Consider the following 19,987-nt stretch of genomic DNA (forward strand, 5'->3'; position numbering starts at 1 on the left):
AGAAAAAGGGAAGAGCACGAAATATTTTACTAAATCGTGAAATGCTTCGTGCTCTATTTAGCATTTAGCTAAATTCTTCATGAAAAAGCGAAGCTTTTTCAGTGGCCTCGGTTTGGCAGGCTATGTTTTTAAAAAGCTGTATCCCAAATATTTATCATATTTGAGATACAGCTCATTATACACTCACTTTATTTAACTATTTGCAATAGACTTTTCAAGCAAAATATAATCCTGAACATTAACCTTACCATCATTATTCATATCCAAAACAGTAGTATCATAGTTTTGTGAAGGATTCAAAATATATTGCTTTAAAAGAGAAACATCCGAAGCATCTACCTTGCCATCACCATTTAAATCACCTTTTAAAGAGTTGCTTCCAGGCTTATCTATATTAAGTTCTGGATGTGCCTTCTTAAAGTTGTCAAAATCCGGAGTAGTTTTACCTACACAATTTGTATTGCTATCAGTCCAAGCCCAGAGCAAATACCCGCTATAACCATTCTTAACAAGACCCTCCAGCACCTGCTGATGAGACATTTTTAAGGAGGAATTCATAGTATCAGGCATCATCTCTCCTATAATTACAGGCTTGTCCAATTTAAGCGAAGATACTGGAGTAGTCAGCGGATTAAACCAAGGAGTTGCCCAATCATACCAATGAAAATCATAAAAATCTAATCCTAACCCTGACCAGAAGTTATACTGTGCACCAATCCACTTCATGCTTGCACTTCCAACACTCACAGGCTGTTTAGCATATTTATGAATGGTATCCACCATATCTTTAACAAAGGATCTTACAGTGCTAAGAGGGAAACCAACTATGCTTTCTCCAGGGCTTCCACCATCTGCGCTAGCTATCATCCACTCTGGTTCATTGACAACATCCCAGCCCATTACACCTGGATTTGTTCCAAGTGCTTGTACAACAGGAACTACCGCATTATCTATAAAGCTTTTACGTACAGTAGGATCATCTATAATACTGCCATGGTACCAAGAATTGTTTGTCTTAGCAACATCAAAACTTGTGAAGGTAAAATAAATCTTCATATTCTTTGAATTTGCATAATCTGCAGCCTGTTTCATGTGAGTTACCCAATTAGTAGGCAATCCGGTACATAATCCTTTACCATCTGTGCTTGAGAAAAGCGGTGATGCCCACATATTGCAGTAAACCCACCATCTAACAGCATGTACTCCTTGTGAACTCATCTGATCAAAGGTTGATTTTATAGTAGTAAATCTTGAATCCCAACCGTTATCGCTAAAATCATAATCCCAATCCTGCCAAGCATAATTAGCTCCCAATGGAAAATAATTAGTATTATTCATCCAATTTATTCCTGGTTTGCTGGCAGTAGTAGTACTAGTATCTGCTTTAGTATTTAATTTGTTTTGACAAACTAAGCTGCCTAAAAGAAATGCAGATACAAAAATAGCTAGCATCTTTTTTTTCATAATCTTCACTCCCTATAAAATTTATTTACAAGATTTCTTTATCACTACAGGCTATGTTTTAAAATATAGCCAATTTATTTAGTTATAGTAACAGATCCATCAGCTGTAGTGGCACTTATGGCATCAGCATTTATATCTGCTACCGTTTCATCAGCTACTGTTACTGGCACTTTTACAGCTGAAGTTCCTTTAATGTTAAAAGTAAGATTAGCAAAGACCCCATTACTAGTTATAAGATTACTTCCAAAGCTTTCGTCACAAAATAGTATATTAACTCTTCCAGCTACTGAAGTGTCATAGGAAAAATTAACAGAAGCATTCTTTACTATATCCCCACTAGCTACAGAAGCTAATTCCAATTGGGCTGAATCATAGCTTATGGATAAATTTGCTCCTAGAATACTCTTGTTTATACTTCCAAAGTTAATTGGAACTAAAACGTTTCCAGTGCTGCCCTGGACATTTCCTACAGTTATATTCATGCTAAGTAACGGTTTAACTGATATATTTAGTAAAGCATCTGAACCAGCACTGAATTTAAATGTAAGATTACTACTTCCATCCGGAAGAGAAGAAAGGTATGCTTTTCCTATAGTAACCGTGCTTCCGTTTAATGTATAATCAATTCCTGATTGTAAAACAGAAGTCCCATTATCTATTTCTTTAAGTATATTCCCATTAAAGGTTATATTGGCTTCTAAATCTGCAGGAGAATTTTTGTCAAAGCTCAAACTTGAATGGCTTATAGTTGAATTAATCACAGCTGTAGGTGAAGGCTCCACACCATAAACAAGTGCTCCGTTTATGTATGCTGTGATTTTACTCCAATCTACATAATTAGCAGCTGCAGTGTTAAAAGAATAATCATTAGTCTGTGTATAATTACTCCAATCTGATTTAGCTACTCTGATTTGCAATTCTAAAGTTCCGTTAGCGGGTAAAACATCTTTAGAAAAAGAAATCTGAAAATAGCTGTCAGCAGTTGAGGTTGGATTGGATAGTTTTCCGAAGTCTGCACTTACATTCTTAGTTTCATCTGAATAGCCTGAGCTATAAGTCATGGATGCATAGTCACACCAAAAACTTTGAGTCTGGCTTCCCTCCGATGTATAATAATATCTAAGTTTTAAATCTGAAAGATTTATAGAACTTGTCCCATTATTAATTATTTTAATTTTAGGATTTATGGTGTTTGTACTGGAAGCTGTACCCACATTATACATTTGTACGTTCAAACCTGTTGTATCCGCTGAAACTTTATGCCAGCTTGAAAAGCCTAGAGCCATTATAATCATTAGTACCAAGGACAATACTTTCTTTTTAATATTCATTTAATATCTCCTCCCTAATTTAATGCTGTGCTTTAAGCTGCTATACAAATCACCCCCCTAGTGCAATTTGCAGTAAACGTATACTTAAGCATTTCATTTTTAGTAAAGTAAAATATCTTATTTACATTAAATATAGCATTATCCATACACCGTGTCAATATATTATTCCATATTTTACAATATATTGTTTTACATTTTTATTCTATTCTTGACTATTAATATATCAAATGCTAAAATACAATTAAATCTATTGGAATAGTAAAAAACGGCTGTATGCCTTAAAATTGGGGGTTTTTATAATGGAAAAGATCGCAAGTTTCACCATCAATCATTTAGAGCTTGTTCCTGGAATTTACGTTTCAAGAAAAGATAAATTTGGAGATACTGTTCTCACTACTTTTGATTTAAGAATGACAAGACCAAATTGCGAACCTGTAATGAATACTGCAGAGGTTCATGCAATAGAACATTTAGGTGCTACCTTTTTAAGAAATCACAAGGAGTATGCTTCAAAGACAGTATACTTTGGACCGATGGGATGCAGAACTGGCTTCTACCTAATTCTTGGAGGAGATTACGAGTCAAAGGATATAGTTTCTCTTATAACAGAACTATATACCTTCATAGCAAATTATGAGGGCGATATACCTGGAGCTTCTGCTAAAGACTGCGGAAATTATCTAGATATGAATTTACCTATGGCAAAATATCTTGCAAACAAATATCTCAATGAAGTTCTTCTTAAAATCACTGACAAAAATCTTTATTATCCTGATTAATAGGAAAGGCTATACTCTAGAAATATTTTTTTCTAAGGTACAGCCTTCTTCACAATCCTTGATGATCAAAGTTTTTATCAACATTCTTTTAAATCATAGCTTTATTATAAAGCTTGAGCATCCTCTTCAGCTTTTCTGTAATAGACGGCAGATTCTACACTCCAAATTGCCGCTTCTAATGCATTATTTATATCTCTTGTAAAACTAGGTATTTCCTTAAAATATCTTTCTCTCATCACTGAAATTATAGTTTCAATATCATGATAGGGAAGATTCTTAAATTTAGTTATTTTAATCTTTCCTCCAAGCAATCTAGCTATAAAAACCATATGAAGCCTTATCTCATATAAGGTGTGAACAAAAGAATTTTTTTTAACATATTCTTTTGTATGAAAAATACAAAAGAAATCACATATATAGTGACACATCATTCCTAGAATTAATGAAAACTCCCTATTTTCAAGTTCTCCGCTTGTTAGCTTAGCATAATATACTTTAACAATATCCGCACTGTCTTCTACTGAATGCTCATTCTGCTTACATTCTTTTGAAATGTCTGGCTTTATATTTCCATACATGAACACTCCTCTATTCAGCTTTATATTTAATTTGTTTGTGCAGTATTCATAAATAATTTTAGAGAATAATATATGTGAACCTGAAATCATTATCAATCCCGCTTTCATGAATTATTTCTACTTATATATTAAGCATTATTGACAATTCACGAAACCTTAATAACGTTAATTTTTGTTTAAGTATTAGCTATTTTAAATATATGCTTATGCAAGGTTAATCACTTAAAATTCTTCCAAGCTTTATCAGCTTCATAAAAGAAATCATTAGCTATCTCATCAAGTTTCTTTTGAAATTCTTTATCTTCTATCATTTTTCTTCCGCCTTCATCTGTAGGCTTAGCACCTGTTTTAGCTACTATTTCTCTTATTTGATTAGTATTATCAATCATCATACAAGGCATCAATAAATTATTGTTATATGGTTGTCTGCTTCTAATTTCTTTAAAAAAATCAGAGTTAAAAGCCTCTATAAAGCTTTTATTTTTTAAATTCTCTGCTGAAAAGTGAGAAAATATGCAGGGTTCTAATTCTTCCTTAGAATTAATGTGGCAATATTCTTTTCCAGCAATGCATCCTCCTACATAAGGTGCATCATTAAAAAAGTCTATAGCAAAATAAGGTTTATTAGCCCTTATTTGCCCCACTCTTTCCCCTAAATGAATTCTCTGTTTAGGAGAAAGCATGAGATTTACTTCAGGATTTTTTCCTACTGGCATAAATATAAAATACCAGCTTATTCTTGAGCCCTTTTCTACAAGCATATCTATAAAGCTATCCGAAACTACAGTATCTATATTGTTTTTACTTACAGCAGTCGATACTCCAAACATAACTCCTCTTTCCTTTAGGAGCTCCATACCCTTCATAACCTTCTGAAATACTCCTTTTCCCCTTCTTGCATCCGTGTCTTTTTCAAAGCCTTCAAGAGAGAACATAGGAACAACATTGGCAAGCTTTACTAGCTTATCAGAAAGCTTTTCATCAAAAAGAGTACCATTTGTGAAAGGAACAAATATGCAGTCATTAAACTTTTCATAAAGCTTCAGCAGATCATATCTGAAAAATGGTTCTCCTCCAAGTATTATAAAAAAGTATAAACCTAAATCTCTTGCCTCGCTGACTATTCTCTCTAATTCCTCATAAGGTATATCCTCCTCTTTGCTATAGCTAGATGCATAACAGCCAGTACATTTTAAATTGCACCTCATAGATGGGCTTATCAAAATCACAAAAGGAGTATTAAGTCCTTTTTCAGCAGCAAGCTTATCTCTTTTAGGAATACCATACCAAATATTATTAGCAAGAAAATTGCTAAAAAAGGTTTGAAGGCATTTCTTATCCGTTTCCTTAAGCATATCTATAATATATTTATGAGTTGCCTCATTGTTATGATATACATCCCTTACCACCTGTACTTTTTTTAAATTCTCTTCATCCTTTCCAATGGCTTTTTCCACCAAATCAAAAAGCTTCTCAAAATTTTCTTCCGGGGATTTGCTTAACAAAGCCACAGCATTTTTTACCATAGTTTCCTTAGCTGATTTTTCAAGCAACTCTATAGCCTTCATAATAGCTACACCTTCCTACATTAAATGCAAAATTACTATATTTATATAATATGTATTTGAATATCCTAATTAGAACAAAAAAAGCGGCTTATGCCGCTAATTAAATACAATAGTTAATATAAGTATCTATTATTTTATAATTTTTAACTCTTCAAGGCTTATATTAGGATTCCTATATCTTCCTTTACTTTCTGTATTTTTTCCATACTGAATTGCTTTAGCAGGACATAAATTTATACAGGCCAGACACTGCAGGCACTTATCACCCCAAACTGGCTTTTTATCTACTTTTATAGTACCGGAATTACATACTTTTTCACAGAGACCACAGCCAGTACATTTATCAGTTACATAAAACTTTTTAGTGTTGATAGCTTTGTTAAATAGAGGATTTATTATTGCTGTAGTTACCCAAGGTAAATGCCCTTTTTCTACATCATACATTCCTTTCACTCTCTTACTTATTGCTTCGTTTATATCTTTTAATTCTATTTCTACTGATGATAATTTTTTATTTTGAGCTTCTTCGGATTCAACATTTCCCATTATTATGTAGTTGCTTGGCATAGCTACAGAAAAGGCACTATTGAGTTCTATGCCTTTACCCTCTAAAGCTTTTTCTATAGTTTTTACAGTGTTTCCTACATTCGCTCCGCAAGTTGCTATTGTAAATGTATAATTTTCCTTGTAATTTTTTAGATTCAGCTTTTTAATAAATTCTATAACCATCTTTGGAGGTGCCCAAGCATATATTGGATAAACAAAACCCACAACTTCATCTTCATCTTCATCTAAAGTATATTCATAGCTTGCCTTATTTTCGCGCACCAAAGCAGAAATAGAAATTATTTTTTCATTACTATTCCTTGCCACATCCTTTGCCACATATAAAGAATTTCCTGTACCTGAAAAATAAAATATCATATATTTCTCCCCCTAAAAAGTAAAATAAATAATTTTACGCATTTTCGCAACTTTATATTACTTTTATTCCATTAATTACCATTATATTAAAAATTCGTTTTTTTGTCTACCTTTATTGAAATTAATTTGTTCTTAGTAAAATTCTAAACCTAATTATACATCAAATTTTAATGAGTAAACATTAAAACCTTCATTGTTAACGATTTATTAAAGAATGCTTACATTTAAAGCCATTTAAAACAAATCCTAAAGTAAAAGCTGCTGCACAGCTAACTTATTTATAAGCTGTACAGCAGCACTTATAGATTTTTAAGCTTCTACTCCACTAACCAGTATACCTTTAATATATACTGTAATCTTGGTAGATGCATTGTAATTGGAGGATGCAGCATCAAAAGAATAATCATTAGTTTGAGTGTAATTAGACCAGTCACTCTTAGCGAACCTTAATGCCATTTCAGCATTTTGACCTGGCTGAAGAGTCCCTGCTCCTGTTATAAATCCTACCTCCACATAATAATCTGCATTAGGCTTCACTGTAGAAAGTTTTACAAACTTACCCGTTACATTGCCAGAACCTATATTAGCCCAATCGCACCATAAAGTTTGAGACTTCTCTCCGTCTATAGTATAGAAATATCTAATAGTAACATCAGACAGGGCTATATTGGTAGCGCCTGTATTAGTTATCTTAATTTTAGGTGAAATAGAGTTTGTTGTTGATGATACATTGGCATTAAAGGCAACTAAGGATAAATTTCCACTTGGTAAAATCTTTATAGGCAGTTTAACCTTTATATTGACTTTACTTGATACAGCGACTAATCCATTAGCATCTGTAGCTTTTGCTGTAAGTACCATATTTTCAATACCATCTGAGTTCTGCGTATAGCCGCTAGGAGTCCACTGCACTGTATATGGGCTTGTATCAGCCTCTCCAACCTTGTTATCATTAACAAAGAATTCAACCTTGCTTATAGTTCCACCGTCCTCCGCAGCATTAGCAGTTAATGAAATAGGAGAATAAACTGCGCTATCATCAAAAGCTTGTCCTTCTATGGGAGAGGTTATTGAAACTGCAATATTATTAACTGGTTGGGGCACATTTTCAAATAATATGCCATACATGGCATTAGCTATAGCTATATCACACTGAGCCCAGAATCTATGATAATTAAATACTGGAGCTTCTCCTTTGTCATAGGCAGCTTTAACCTTAGCATAATCAGGATCAGCTTCATACTTTGTACGTATATCTATAAATTTTATGCCTGGTTTTATGACATCTCCATTAGGCATCTTTCCATTGAAGGTACTTGGTACATATACTTCCTGATCGAACATTCTATGATAATCGCTCCTGGCTTCTGACACTGATAATCCCTGATTATCTTTATATAGTGTCCACATTCTATCCAATAATTCCTTAGCCAGCGCTCTGGCATCATCATCCGCATTACTAGGCGTATATTTGGTGGTAGCAGCACTATAGAACAAAAGTGCATTGGATAAGGAAGCTGTAACTCCTAAATCTGTAGAATAATTTACTACTATCACGTGAAGGTTTGGATTTCCAGTATAAGTTCCCGTCCAAGTATCTGGCTGACCATTCCAATCCAAGGTAGATGGAACTTGAAAGGTTCCATCAGAGTTCAATTTAACTACTGATTTTACCCACTTTGCCCATTTATCCAATATATTCTTAGCTCTTGTATCTCCTGAATTATAATAATACTCTGCCATACGCTGCATGGACCATGCCTGCATACCAAACCAAGTGTTGCTTCCTGGGTCAGCATAAACGGGATTTTCTTGGTATGCCATTCCATAGAATGTGGCGGTACCTGCTGGATACTTTTCATATCTTCCATTATAAGAATTTGTTGCACCTCCAGCTATAGCACCCTCTGCAGATTGCAGCCATTGATAGAACTCTAGCTGCCTATCAAGGCTCTTTCCCCAGTCTCTCGCTCCATTTGCTGATTTAGGCTTCATATCTGTATCTGTAGATAAAACCCAAGCTGCTGACGGATTTTGGTATCCAAAATGGCAGTGACTGCAGCCTATTATCCAAGCCCAGTTAGCGCCTAAGCCTCCACCCCACGCATAATACCAAGATAGCAGATAATGGGCTGCATCATATCCAGTTCCTCCCGCACTATTAACATCTTGACAGCCTATCTTTTTAAAGTATTTATCAAAGAATACATATCTTTCATAATCTCCTAATTTAGATGCCTTGCTCACCAGATCTGATACATCACTTCCCTGAGCTTTAGCCCATTGCTTTGCCCAGTACACAGCCTGTATTGCACGAGCATCAGCATCTGGGGCTTCTGTATATTTCCACTGTTTTGAGTAAGAACTATCCTTAGTGAACAAGTCTAAATATCCATTTGGCCCGCCATACTTAAAATTCTCATAGCAAGGCTGAGGTATTGTTTCCCAAACAGATTCTTGTTCTCCTCTCTGGAAGGTATTTATATAAGCTGGAGCTGTTACACCATCTTCTTTAGCTCCATAGCCATACCAATTGTCAACATCAAGAAGCCAATGCATTCCGTATAATTCGCTAGTACCATAGGCGCTCTTTAATTCTTGAAATAAGGGGTCACTTCCCACTGGTACAGAGGTCATAAGCTGACTTGGATATTGATCCGGTGTTTCATATTCCCCTGCATATGTAGCAGGTTTTGAAGGATTATATGCTCCTATAGTAGGCTGATCAGTTGTACCTGGAATAATATATTTTTCCATTGCACTCCAAGCAGTTCTAAGTGGTGCCCAATCTCCTGTAAATCTTCCATGTACTGCTTCAAGCCATGCATAATAGCTAAAAGCTTCACTGGTAGTTTCATGCCCATAATCTGGTGCCTCGCACATAAGAGTTTCAATAGAATGATATGGGATACCTTTTGCATTAAAATATCCGTTGGCAGAATCATGAATTTTGTTGTACATCTCAGTAAATCTTGCTTGATATTGGCTTGTGGCAGCACTACTGACTTGTTTCTCCATTTAAAAAATCCCCTTTCAAATTTAAATTTGCTTATAGCATAATCTTATTTAGTCTTAATGCTTTTCCTAAGAAGGTTCCACGCCTGAAATCAAATTGCCAGAGACATAACTAGTAATTAACTTAGAGTCAGCATAGGAGGTATCTTTTGCATCAAAAGAGTAGTCATTTGTCTGAGTATAATTGGACCAATCAGATTTAGCAAATCTAATGGTAAGCTCTGTGCTCTGTCCAGGTGCCAATGTTCCAGCACTGCTTGTAAAGCCTATTTGAAAATAATAATCCGCAGTAGCGGTAGGACTTTGCATCTTAACAAAGCTCCCTGTAACATTAGAAGCTCCTGCAGTAGCCCAATCACACCAAAAGCTTTGTGATTTTTCTCCGTCTATAGTGTAATAATATCTTAAGTTAACATCTGATAGGTTTATGGCGTTGGTACTATTGTTAGTGATTTTTAATTTTGGATATATTGAATTGGTTATATTTTGTGTGTTGCCATTAAAAGCTTGCACAGAAATATTAGCAGCTGGTGCTGGTTTTATTGGAAGTTTTACTTTTATAGTTACTGGAGCTGAAATTTGAGAATTTCCATCAGCATCAGTAGCTTTTGCAGTTATAGAATATGTTTCTATTCCATCAGTTTTGGTACTGCTCTGTGGAGGTGTCCAGTCATATTCATAAGGAGCTGAAACTGCTTCCCCTACTTTTGCATTGTTAACAAAGAATTCTAGCTTGCTTATGCTGCCAGCGCTTACAGAAGCATCTGCTTTTATGGCTATAGGTGTGTTCACTGAGGTATTATCCAATACTGCCCCATCCTGAGGCGAGGTAATCGCAGTTTTTACCACGACTCCTTCGCTAGGTTCATTGCCGTATACTTTTACTCCCGCATCATACACAGGTATATTATTTGCTTTTACCACTGTGCTGTTAGAAGATATCCCCTGGAAGGAGAAATCATTAGTATTATCCCATACTACTCCTGAAGGAGCAGCCATTCTAAACTGTACCTCTTTCTTGTAAGCAGATTGACCTCCGGGATAGATTTTAGTGCCTGAAAAATCTACAAGCACATAATATAAATTTTTAGCTTTATCTGCTGCTATTGGCTTAGAGACAGTGGCACCTTGATTGTAATTAGTACTTATAGTTATATCATCTGCTGTATATCCTGCCTTTATGACTTCAGATAAATCGATGTAGTATCTGAAGGATAATTTATCTGTAACTCTTGCAGGCCATCCAGTTTTATTGTTTATATCTGCTTTAATCTCAACAAAATTTGTGCCTGAAGCATTTATTCCAGCTTCTACATAGAATTCATCATTAGTCTTTTGCTCTACAGCGTTAAAATTAGCTATAGGATCTCCGCCATAATCTTCATAAAGCTCTGCTAAAGCTCCAGTGTATCCAGCATTATAATCACAGGCTACTTCATTGTTAGTATAATTGCTTATAACATCTTGATAGCTATCGTCTGCTCCGGGTCCACCTACTAAGGCCCCATATAATACATGTCTTTCATTTACTGGATCAGAAATATTGTCACTCCAAGAGCTATGAGCAGTTCTGTGATGAGGATGCTGAGGAGAACTTGTTCCAAAGCCTACTACGAAGCTTCTTCCAGTGCTCCCTAGAGCGTAATCTATTTGTGACTTTGCAAAATTTAAGTAAATACTAGTTTTACTTTGCGTACAGCCTGTCCATTTTGCATATACGCTGGCTAAAAAGGCAGTAGTAGTAGCATATCTTAGTGAACCCCAATCAGAAAGCCAAGCTAATCCTTGTGGAGTGTACTTAACTTTTTCTCCGTTATAGCCTGTAGTCCAGTAGTCTAAATATCTTTCCATGCTATCCTTATATATGGATTTGTTTGTAATCTGTGCCAGCATAAGCTGTGCACCATAATGTACATCATCCCAGCATTGAGTCCATTTATATGATAGGGTGCTGCTTTGAGGTTCTGTTCCCCAATTCGGCACGTAGGCTTCTGCCTTATTTAAATATGCGGAATCGTTGGTAGCCAGATATAACCATACAGCTGCCCATGAAAGATCATCATAAAAACTTGAGGAATTATAAAAACCGCTTGCGGCAGTGTAACCCTTATCACTTTTAGCTGTGTCAGCAAAGTTAAATAAATCCTTTGCATGTTTTAAATAGACTGCAGCAGTGTCAGGGTCCGTGTCTTTTAGCACTACATAAGCTGATGCCAGTGAAGCTGCAGTTTCTGCAGTTACTGATGACCCGGGATTATTTATATCCAGCTTATAGGAAGGCCTGTTCATTTGCATAACTTCTGCAGGTCCCCACCAGCTGTGATCCGTTCCTCCATCTCCAACCTGATAGTAATAAACATTGGGTGAAGGATTACACTTAACAAAATAATCATTAGCCCATTTAATATCATTCATCATATAGGTAAGTTGTCCACTTTTTACATATGCATCTTTTGATTCATAGAGACTCCAGGCTAACATAGCAGCTGAATAGGACATTGGAAGATTAAATTTCACATGATCACCGGCATCATACCAGCCTCCCGTAAGATCTAATCCAGAATCTTGTCCATCTTGCATGCCAGAATCGCCTCGCCAGTTATCTCTTTTATCATTGGGAAGTTTGCCTGACCTTTGAAGTTCATAGAAAAGTAAAGATTTTTGAAGAGCCTCTCCATAGTTGTAATTGGCTTGATTTGCTGCTGCAGAAACAGAAATCTTAACAGGTGCAGTAACAGTGCCTGCAACAGCTAATGTTAAAACTAAGCTGAGGATTTTTTTCATTTTTTCCATCTCCTTCTCTAATTTTAACTAGCCTCTATTTTCTGTACAGTTATATTGTAGCACTATTTACATTATTTGTAAACGTTTTTGGTAAAAATTTCTTCTTACTTTTTTTATGTTTATAAAAAATAATATTTGGAAAACTAAAATTATAAATAAAAGTATGATTTGAAAGGGATGATATTGTTTTGTACTTAAATGAATCAATAATTTGTCCAAAATGTAAAAGTAAGAATTTATCAATAAAAAGAGAAGCTACTTATTTATATACCTACCAAATAAGCCAAAATAAAAAAGAAAGCTCTAACAAAGATGAAGCTCTGCCATTTTTATTTGATAATAGAGCTAAAATAGATTCTAAGGAATACTTACAATGTGAAAGCTGCGGTGGAAAATATCCCTGCAAATTAGATGAGTTCAGTGGAAAAATTGATTTTACAATACTTCAGAAGGCAATAAGAGCAGATAATCAAGAAACTCCTGAATTTCTAGGATAAAGATATATTTAAAATCAGCATTTATTTAAAGCAGATTTAAATGATAAATGGAGGTGGCAATATTGAAGGCATTAAAATTTATATTCTCACTTTCTGTGAGTCTTTGTCTTACATTAGGACTATTTATTGTACAATTCTCATTTTTTACACATATGAAATTGCTTAAACCTGAGCTTTATACTAATAGGCTTGAAAGTTTGACACTATATTCTGCCATAGATGCTTCCATAAAAAGTGATCTTGCAGCTATAGCAAAAAGCTGTAATTTCCCTAAGGATATTTTTAATGATATTGTTTCATATAACTGGGTAAGAGATCAAATAGTTGCTTCCACTTACCAAACTATAGATTATATGAGTTTTAAAAAAGCTTCTGTTCCTAAAGTGGATACCAGCTATGTTAGTGAAAAGCTTATATCAAATATAAACAATTATTTAATATCTTCTAATATACCAGTTAATGAAACTGCAAAAAAAGACTTAGATGAGCTTAATAGAGAAATTCAAACCTCTATTAAAAATAATATAAATGCTTTTAGTGTTAATAAACTCTCAAATTCAGGTTATTTTCAAAATTTCAGACTGCACGCTTACTGGCTGTATGCTTATAAAACTTCAATTATAATTGCTAACTTGTTTTTAATTTTAATATTGCTAATTATAAACATTAGAAGCTTTAGTTTATTTGCTTCTTGGTGCGGATACTGCTTTATAGCAGCTGGTCTTTTAGCATTGCTTCCTTCACTAGTTTTCATAATATCCAAATCAACTGACCGCATATTTTTTTCTTCAAATATATTAAAGCTGCTGGCTGTGCCTACTATTCTGGATTATATAAACTTTTTTGTATATACAGGTATTGGTTTTATTTCAATAGGAGCTCTTCTCATACTTTTGTATGGTCTATTGGAAGCAAGAAAAAGGAATGTAAAATGACTTAATAATTTATTACAATAAGTAATAAATCAATTACCATTTATGATATAAAACCGTTTATTCCAGTGAAATACCATTGCATTGCCTGCTTTTTATGTGCTATACTTTAATTTGATAATAATATTAATTTAAGTAAGGGGGATATTAAGTATGAAATTAAGAAAAGGTCTATTTAGCGCTGCTACAGCTGCTGCACTAATTCTTGGAACTTCACTACCAGCATTTGCTGCTACTAACTCAGATGTAATAACAGCTTTAAACAATACTGGTGCTGCTCAAAGCTATGTAAGTGAAGCTCAAACTTATTTAAATCAGCATTCAGTTAGTGCTGCTACTCTGGACACAGTTGTTAGCAACATTAATGCTGCTGCACCAAAGATAAAGGCTGCAGGTGGAGATTTATCCAAATTATCTGCTGCTGATAAGGCTTCAGTTAAATCAAATATTTTAGCTGCTGCTAGTGCTCTTGGTCTTACTGCTAATTTTGAAGGTGGCAACAAAGTAGTATTAAAAGATTCTACTGGTGCTACTGTTTTCAGTACTGATTCTTCACAGCCTACAGGAACTAGTATGGCTCAGACAGCTACAAACTATGGCAATCTAATTGCTATAGGAGCATTCCTAATAGTTGCAGCTGCAGGATCTACAGTATTAATGAAAAAGAAAAGTTTAGCATAAACTTTTCTTTAAAAACTTACTTAAGGAGTTTTTAACATGGTAAAAAATGATTTTATTCATAAAAACCATAATGCAAAAACTTCTAGTAGAAGAAAAAAGGGAATTCTTTTTGGAATTCCTCTTCTTCTTTTTTTATGCGGTTTTGCATTAATTAGTTATGCTAGTTTAGGTTTACTAAAAGAGGCTTATTTTTGGGGAAGCATATTCATTAATAAACCTGCCCAACAAGTAGGTTATAGTAAATTTGCTGTGCAAGATAAGAAATTTCAATATCCACAAATCGATAGTAATATAGGAACCATAGTTATTCCTTCGATTTCCGCGGATATACCTATTATCCAAGGTGTTAGTAATGCTGACTTAGCTGAAGGGGTAGGGCACCATATAAACACTGCACTTCCTGGACAAAATGGCAACGTAGTTCTTGCTGGTCATAGAGATACCTCCTTCATAAAATTAGGTGATACTAAGATAGGAGATATCATTACCCTTAAAACCTACTATGGTACTTTTAATTATAAAGTTAGGGGTTTTAGAATCGTAAATGCCGATGATAAAACAGTAGTAGTGCCTAGCGATAAAGAAATGTTAACTATATATACCTGCTATCCTTTTACCTTTATAGGACATGCCCCTAAAAGATACGTAGTATTGGCTGATTTTGTAGATTCTACTTTAAATAAATAACCATAGGAGGAGTGAAATAGCTGTTATGAAAATTATTAAAGCCATTTTAACCTTTATCGTGAGTTTATGTTTAGTATTAACTTTATTTGTGGCACAATTTTCACTTTTCACTGTAAACAAACTTTTTGATTCTGATCTTTATATTAATAAATTTGAAAGTGCTGGGCTTTATCCATATATTGAAACATCCTTAAATAAAGATTTTGCAACTATTGCCAGAACATGCAATTTTCCTAAAAGTGTTTTTGATGGTGTTATTCAGACTAATTGGATAAAATCACAAGTTATTGATTCCACTAGAAAAACTATTGACTACATGAACTATACAAGTGATTCGTTACCTCAAATAGACACTACTAGTATAGGTAATAACTTTAGTGCAAATTTAGATAAGTTTATAAATTCTTCCAACTCTACTGTTGGAAGTGCCAGTGATTTAGCTGAGTTAAAAACCGACGTACAGAGTACAATTAATAACGATATAAATCTAGTAAGTTTCAATAAAATAAGTAAATTATCCTTTTTTCAAAAGTTTAGACATGCTCTTAATTTACTTTACAAATATAACAGTATAATAATGTTATCAATTTTACTTTTAATATTAATTTTATTTTTTATTCAATATAAGGATTTATCCTATCTTGTTGCTTGGCTTGGTTGTTCCTTTGTAGCTGGAGGTTTGTTGACTTTTATCCCATCTATTGTTGGAATTTTATCTAAGTTTACACAAAATATAGCTATAGGTGTTCCTATGCTAAAAACATTGACAGGATCCATTATAAATGAATATATAAGTTTTTTTGCCTATACCGGAGGAACTTTAATATTTACAGGTATTATTCTATTAATACTCTATTCTAAATTTGGAGCAAAAAAAGAAACACATAGGCATAGACACAGTCATTAAAAAAAATTAATTAGTATAATTTTATATTTTTATCTATATAGAAAAATAAGTTTTAAATAAGTGCAGCTTTTTACACTTATTTAAAACTTTTATACTTTAATTATAAATTGTATTTATCCCCAAATAGCCTGCAGCTCATCGCAGCTTTCAAGAAGCTCTTCAAGGCTTCCCTTAGCATAAATTTTGCCGTCCTTCATAACAATTATTTGATCTGCCTGCTTTAGAGCAGTTTTTTTATTAGATACTACTAAACAGGTAGCTTTACTCTTTTCAAAGATTCTTGACCACAGCTTATTTTCTGTTGCAACATCTAAAGCACTGGATATATCATCAAATACCATTAAATCAGCTTTTCTAAGGAACATTCGAGCTGCTGCTACTCTCTGTATCTGACCTCCGGAAAGCTTCATGCCCTTAGGTCCTATAATGGTATCCATGCCATTTTCCAATTCTTTAATATCCTCATCCATTACTGAAGAGTATATCGCCTCCTGCAGCTTCTCAGCATTTTCCTCCAAGCCAAAAAGTATATTATTTTTTATGCTATCGCTTACCAAATTAGGAATTTGAGGGGTATAAGCACTGTGAGGAGAGGCAAAAAAGTCCTGTGGCTTTTCTACCAGTTTCCCGTTCCAATACACTCCTCCGCTATCAGTAGTCAATAGTCCGATGATAGCCTTTATCAAAGTGGATTTGCCAGAACCTACTCTTCCTGTTATCACTGTGAAGGAGCCTTTTTTCATGGAAAAATTTATATTATCTATCCCATTATCCGAGGAATTATATTTATAACTAAGATTTTTTATTTCCATAGACTCTAAAGGTTCATAATTAGCATTTTCTTTGTCCTCTTTTTTCATATTTTCAGCATAAATATACAGCGGATTATGCTTAACCACCTCTTCAGCTTTAGGCTTTTGCATCAAATCTGCCATTCTTTTAAAGGCAATCTTAGCTTGACGGTTATGTGCTATAAATTCCCCAAAGAAGCTGGTAAAATCAGCTACAAAATTCAGATAGTATATAAATAATGATAGTTCTCCTACGGTCAAAGCTCCATTTCTCATAAGTGCTGCTGCCAAAAGCAATATAAAGCCTGTGCCTAAACTTACAGTGTTATAAAAAATAGAATCCAAAAGCTGCATTAAGAGCTTATCCTTAACCATAAATTTATGTCTGTTTTTATTTAAACCATCTATATAGTTAATTACATTTCCTTCTTCACCTGCTACTTTTATAGCCTGTACAGAAGAAAATATTTCTCCCATAGCTCCTGTTACAAGTCCTGTAGCTTCTCTTGCATCTCTCCTATATTTTTGCAGCTTTGAACTAAGCATTTGTACCACAGCCACCACCGCTACAAGAGGAGTGAATACCACTAAGGTTATTCTCACATTTATACTCATAAGTATGAAAATAGCCACTAATGCAAAAACTACATTGCCTATAAAATCTAGAGTCCAGCTTATAGAATCCTCTATCATTTCTGCATCATCCCTAAAGGAGTTCAGTGCCTCTCCTGAGGAGCAGGGTATCGCCTGCGCCCCTGGCTTTTCCAGTATGCTCTCAAAAATATTTCTTCTAATAAGCCCGCTCATTATGAATCTGTGAAGATTGTCTACTTTTGCACCTACGTATATATTAGCCACTCTCATTACAGCATATAAAAGCATGCCCAATACTACCTCAGAAAGATTAAAAGCAAATTTTTCTCCATGGTTTAAAACATCAAAGAATTCTTTAAACAAAACCCCTAACAGCAGTGGTTCTACGTGTATGAGAATCCATAAAAAGCAGTTCCAGGCATATAAGCCTTTTTTGTATGTCATCATTGACCAGAAAAGCTTAAGTACACTGATCTTTTCTTCCTTATTCTCTTTATTTATTATATTTTTATTTAAACTGGTTTCCATTACGCCATCACTTCTTCCATACCATACTTTAATAATTCATTAAATTTAGAATCTTTTTTCTCTATAAGCCCCTTCCTATTTCCATATTCCAGCACTGATCCATTCTGAAGTATCAATATATCATCAGCTCTTTCAATGGTAGCTAATCTATGGGCAATTATAATGCAGGAACGTCCTTCTATAAGCTTATTTAATGCTTTATCTACAAGTTTTTCTGTTACAGGATCCAGTCTAGAGGAGGCCTCGTCTAAAATTATAAGCTTAGGAGCTTTTAAAAACACTCTAACCAATGAAAGCAGCTGAGCTTCACCGGAAGACATGCCTGTACCTCCTGGGTTTACTGTGGTATCTAACCCGTCGCCTAATTTTTCATACCACTCTTCAAGTCCCATATCATAAATAGTATTTAGTATTGTTTCATCCTTAATATTTTCATTAAAAAAGGTGATGTTATCCCTTACAGATGCATTAAATAACTGAACATCCTGAGTAACATAAGCTATATTTTTTCTCAAAGCTCTTATTGAAAGAGTTTTTAAATCTTTATCATTAATATAAATATTTCCTGAATTCACATCATAAAATCTCACTAGAAGTCTCGATAAGGTAGTTTTTCCGCTGCCTGTACGTCCCAATACACCTAAAATCTTTCCATGCTTAAGATGAAAGGATACATCATTGAGCACCGGAGTATCCTCAACATACTGAAAATCAACATTTTTAACCTTTAAATCCAAAACATCAAATATGTTTTCCTCTGTTCCATCCTGAAGCTTTGATTTAGTATTAAATAATTCCTCAATACGTACTATGCTGGCAGTAGATTTTTGCATGTCCTGAAGCTGATTTCTAAGCTGTCCCAGAGGTTTTTCCAAAAGTTGAATATAATTAACCATAAGATAAACTATACCAAGGCTTATCTTGCCCTTATACCACAGTATTCCACCTAAAGCAAATACCGCAGCATCGCCAATACCAAACACTACCTCTAAGGTCATCCAAATTCTATAGCCGGATAAATTTGCTTTCAAGGCTATGGGAAGCCATTTCTGAAGAAGTGCATAAAATTTGTTCATCACATATTTTTTAGCGCCATTAGCTCTGATGTCCTCAGTACTTCCTATGTGCTCTCCTAAAAAGCCATAAAATTTTGCGGTTATTTCTCTATTCTTTTTAAAATTCCCCACAGCCTCTCCCTGAGCTTTCCAAATAGCTATAAAGGAGAACACCAAAAATACAGCAAATGCTAAGCCTATTATTATATTTTGGAAGGCTAAAATCACTACTATTCCTGCTACTAAAAGTCCATTATTTATTAAACTTATAAGCAGCTGAGAAAAAAAGTTAAATAGTGCATTCACATCTCCATCTATCCTTTCTACTAATTCACCAGATTGATGTTCCTTGAAAAAAGTCATATCCAGTCCTATGCAGTGCTTAATAAGATCCAGTCTTAATGCGTTAGTTGCACTCCAACCTATATTTTGACTTAAATAGGTTGAAAGCAGTGCCAAAAGCTGCTGTGCAAAGGCAGCAATTATAAATACTATTGCTGCTATAATTAAATCTTTTACAGCTTTTTTGCTTTGTACCCCATCTATAAAATAGCTAACAATGGTTGGATTTATAAGCTGAATAGCTATACTTATTCCCATGACTAAAGCAAGACCAGCTATTTTTAATCTGCTTTGCTTTAAATACTTTGACAAAAGCTTTATATATTTTTTTGTATTAGAATTCATTTCTTTCACCCCTTGCTTAAAACATGACCAAAAAAGGCGCAGATTTATGCTCTGCGCCTAAAAAATAAAAATAATTAAAAAAGCCGCAGGTATAACACAACCTGCAGCTTGAAGTTTCTTTTATACTTTAAGGTTCAATCGCTCCTGCTAGGACGGTCATGTTAAATGTTGTATTAATTTCTGAT

Annotated in this window: 15 protein-coding genes; 6 read left to right on the plus strand and 9 right to left on the minus strand. The window is 34.3% G+C overall.

The annotated features are described in order from the left end of the window. Positions 1–192 precede the first annotated feature (192 nt). Positions 193–1,464 (minus strand): dockerin type I repeat-containing protein, encoded by a 1,272-nt coding sequence (locus tag IAI10_RS16860; RefSeq protein ID WP_315674472.1) that lies wholly within the window; start codon positions 1,462–1,464, stop codon positions 193–195. A 74-nt stretch (positions 1,465–1,538) separates the two neighbouring features. After that, on the minus strand, positions 1,539–2,795 hold the full coding sequence (locus IAI10_RS16865) for a X2-like carbohydrate binding domain-containing protein (protein ID WP_315674473.1): 1,257 nt from the start codon (positions 2,793–2,795) through the stop codon (positions 1,539–1,541). 299 nt (positions 2,796–3,094) lie between these two features. Between IAI10_RS16865 and IAI10_RS16870 the strand changes: the two genes are divergently transcribed. Then, positions 3,095–3,574 (plus strand): S-ribosylhomocysteine lyase, encoded by a 480-nt coding sequence (locus tag IAI10_RS16870; protein WP_315674474.1) that lies wholly within the window; start codon positions 3,095–3,097, stop codon positions 3,572–3,574. 104 nt (positions 3,575–3,678) lie between these two features. On the opposite strand, the gene IAI10_RS16875 is transcribed toward IAI10_RS16870, so the two are convergent. From IAI10_RS16875 to IAI10_RS16895, 5 genes are all read right to left on the minus strand, one after another. Continuing rightward, the gene (locus IAI10_RS16875; protein ID WP_315674475.1) at positions 3,679–4,242 is read right to left on the minus strand and encodes a zinc dependent phospholipase C family protein; all 564 of its coding nucleotides are present in this window, start codon (positions 4,240–4,242) and stop codon (positions 3,679–3,681) included. 128 nt (positions 4,243–4,370) lie between these two features. Next, the gene (locus IAI10_RS16880) at positions 4,371–5,720 is read right to left on the minus strand and encodes a radical SAM protein (protein ID WP_315674476.1); all 1,350 of its coding nucleotides are present in this window, start codon (positions 5,718–5,720) and stop codon (positions 4,371–4,373) included. Between the two features lie 129 nt (positions 5,721–5,849). Next, positions 5,850–6,644, minus strand: coding sequence for an EFR1 family ferrodoxin (locus IAI10_RS16885; protein ID WP_315674477.1), 795 nt, complete (start codon positions 6,642–6,644; stop codon positions 5,850–5,852). Positions 6,645–6,953: 309 nt separating this feature from the next. Further along, positions 6,954–9,662 (minus strand): glycoside hydrolase family 48 protein, encoded by a 2,709-nt coding sequence (locus IAI10_RS16890; RefSeq protein WP_315674478.1) that lies wholly within the window; start codon positions 9,660–9,662, stop codon positions 6,954–6,956. Positions 9,663–9,728: 66 nt separating this feature from the next. Then, positions 9,729–12,443, minus strand: coding sequence for a glycoside hydrolase family 9 protein (locus IAI10_RS16895; RefSeq protein WP_315674479.1), 2,715 nt, complete (start codon positions 12,441–12,443; stop codon positions 9,729–9,731). Between the two features lie 188 nt (positions 12,444–12,631). Between IAI10_RS16895 and IAI10_RS16900 the strand changes: the two genes are divergently transcribed. The 5 genes from IAI10_RS16900 (at position 12,632) to IAI10_RS16920 (ending at position 16,147) form a co-directional block, all read left to right on the plus strand. Then, positions 12,632–12,940, plus strand: a complete 309-nt coding sequence (locus tag IAI10_RS16900; protein WP_315674480.1) for a hypothetical protein — start codon at positions 12,632–12,634, stop codon at positions 12,938–12,940. 62 nt (positions 12,941–13,002) lie between these two features. Then, a complete protein-coding gene (locus IAI10_RS16905) occupies positions 13,003–13,875 on the plus strand; it encodes a hypothetical protein (RefSeq protein ID WP_315674481.1) in 873 nt (290 codons plus the stop codon). A gap of 150 nt (positions 13,876–14,025) precedes the next feature. Beyond that, a complete protein-coding gene (locus tag IAI10_RS16910) occupies positions 14,026–14,553 on the plus strand; it encodes a hypothetical protein (protein ID WP_315674482.1) in 528 nt (175 codons plus the stop codon). A 36-nt stretch (positions 14,554–14,589) separates the two neighbouring features. Further along, positions 14,590–15,240 carry a class D sortase gene (locus tag IAI10_RS16915; protein WP_315674483.1) on the plus strand — a complete coding sequence of 217 codons (651 nt, stop codon included), beginning with the start codon at positions 14,590–14,592 and terminating at the stop codon, positions 15,238–15,240. A 25-nt stretch (positions 15,241–15,265) separates the two neighbouring features. Beyond that, on the plus strand, positions 15,266–16,147 hold the full coding sequence (locus IAI10_RS16920; RefSeq protein WP_315674484.1) for a hypothetical protein: 882 nt from the start codon (positions 15,266–15,268) through the stop codon (positions 16,145–16,147). Between the two features lie 113 nt (positions 16,148–16,260). Here IAI10_RS16920 and IAI10_RS16925 read toward each other — a convergent pair whose 3' ends face one another. Further along, positions 16,261–18,060, minus strand: coding sequence for an ABC transporter ATP-binding protein (locus tag IAI10_RS16925; RefSeq protein ID WP_315674485.1), 1,800 nt, complete (start codon positions 18,058–18,060; stop codon positions 16,261–16,263). Continuing rightward, a complete protein-coding gene (locus tag IAI10_RS16930; RefSeq protein WP_315674486.1) occupies positions 18,060–19,802 on the minus strand; it encodes an ABC transporter ATP-binding protein in 1,743 nt (580 codons plus the stop codon). The genes IAI10_RS16925 and IAI10_RS16930 overlap by 1 nt, the downstream gene beginning before the upstream one ends. Positions 19,803–19,987 lie beyond the last annotated feature (185 nt).

Source organism: Clostridium sp. 19966 (assembly GCF_032335695.1).
Lineage (GTDB): Bacteria > Bacillota > Clostridia > Clostridiales > Clostridiaceae > JACTOJ01.

Excerpts from the sequence above, each read along its gene's own strand:
- IAI10_RS16860 (WP_315674472.1), bottom strand. The coding sequence starts at position 1,464 with ATGAAAAAAAAGATGCTAGCTATTTTTGTATCTGCATTTCTTTTAGGC.
- IAI10_RS16865 (WP_315674473.1), bottom strand. The coding sequence starts at position 2,795 with ATGAATATTAAAAAGAAAGTATTGTCCTTGGTACTAATGATTATAATG.
- IAI10_RS16870 (WP_315674474.1), top strand. The coding sequence starts at position 3,095 with ATGGAAAAGATCGCAAGTTTCACCATCAATCATTTAGAGCTTGTTCCT.
- IAI10_RS16875 (WP_315674475.1), bottom strand. The coding sequence starts at position 4,242 with ATGATTTCAGGTTCACATATATTATTCTCTAAAATTATTTATGAATAC.
- IAI10_RS16880 (WP_315674476.1), bottom strand. The coding sequence starts at position 5,720 with ATGAAGGCTATAGAGTTGCTTGAAAAATCAGCTAAGGAAACTATGGTA.
- IAI10_RS16885 (WP_315674477.1), bottom strand. The coding sequence starts at position 6,644 with ATGATATTTTATTTTTCAGGTACAGGAAATTCTTTATATGTGGCAAAG.
- IAI10_RS16890 (WP_315674478.1), bottom strand. The coding sequence starts at position 9,662 with ATGGAGAAACAAGTCAGTAGTGCTGCCACAAGCCAATATCAAGCAAGA.
- IAI10_RS16895 (WP_315674479.1), bottom strand. The coding sequence starts at position 12,443 with ATGAAAAAAATCCTCAGCTTAGTTTTAACATTAGCTGTTGCAGGCACT.
- IAI10_RS16910 (WP_315674482.1), top strand. The coding sequence starts at position 14,026 with ATGAAATTAAGAAAAGGTCTATTTAGCGCTGCTACAGCTGCTGCACTA.
- IAI10_RS16915 (WP_315674483.1), top strand. The coding sequence starts at position 14,590 with ATGGTAAAAAATGATTTTATTCATAAAAACCATAATGCAAAAACTTCT.
- IAI10_RS16920 (WP_315674484.1), top strand. The coding sequence starts at position 15,266 with ATGAAAATTATTAAAGCCATTTTAACCTTTATCGTGAGTTTATGTTTA.
- IAI10_RS16925 (WP_315674485.1), bottom strand. The coding sequence starts at position 18,060 with ATGGAAACCAGTTTAAATAAAAATATAATAAATAAAGAGAATAAGGAA.
- IAI10_RS16930 (WP_315674486.1), bottom strand. The coding sequence starts at position 19,802 with ATGAATTCTAATACAAAAAAATATATAAAGCTTTTGTCAAAGTATTTA.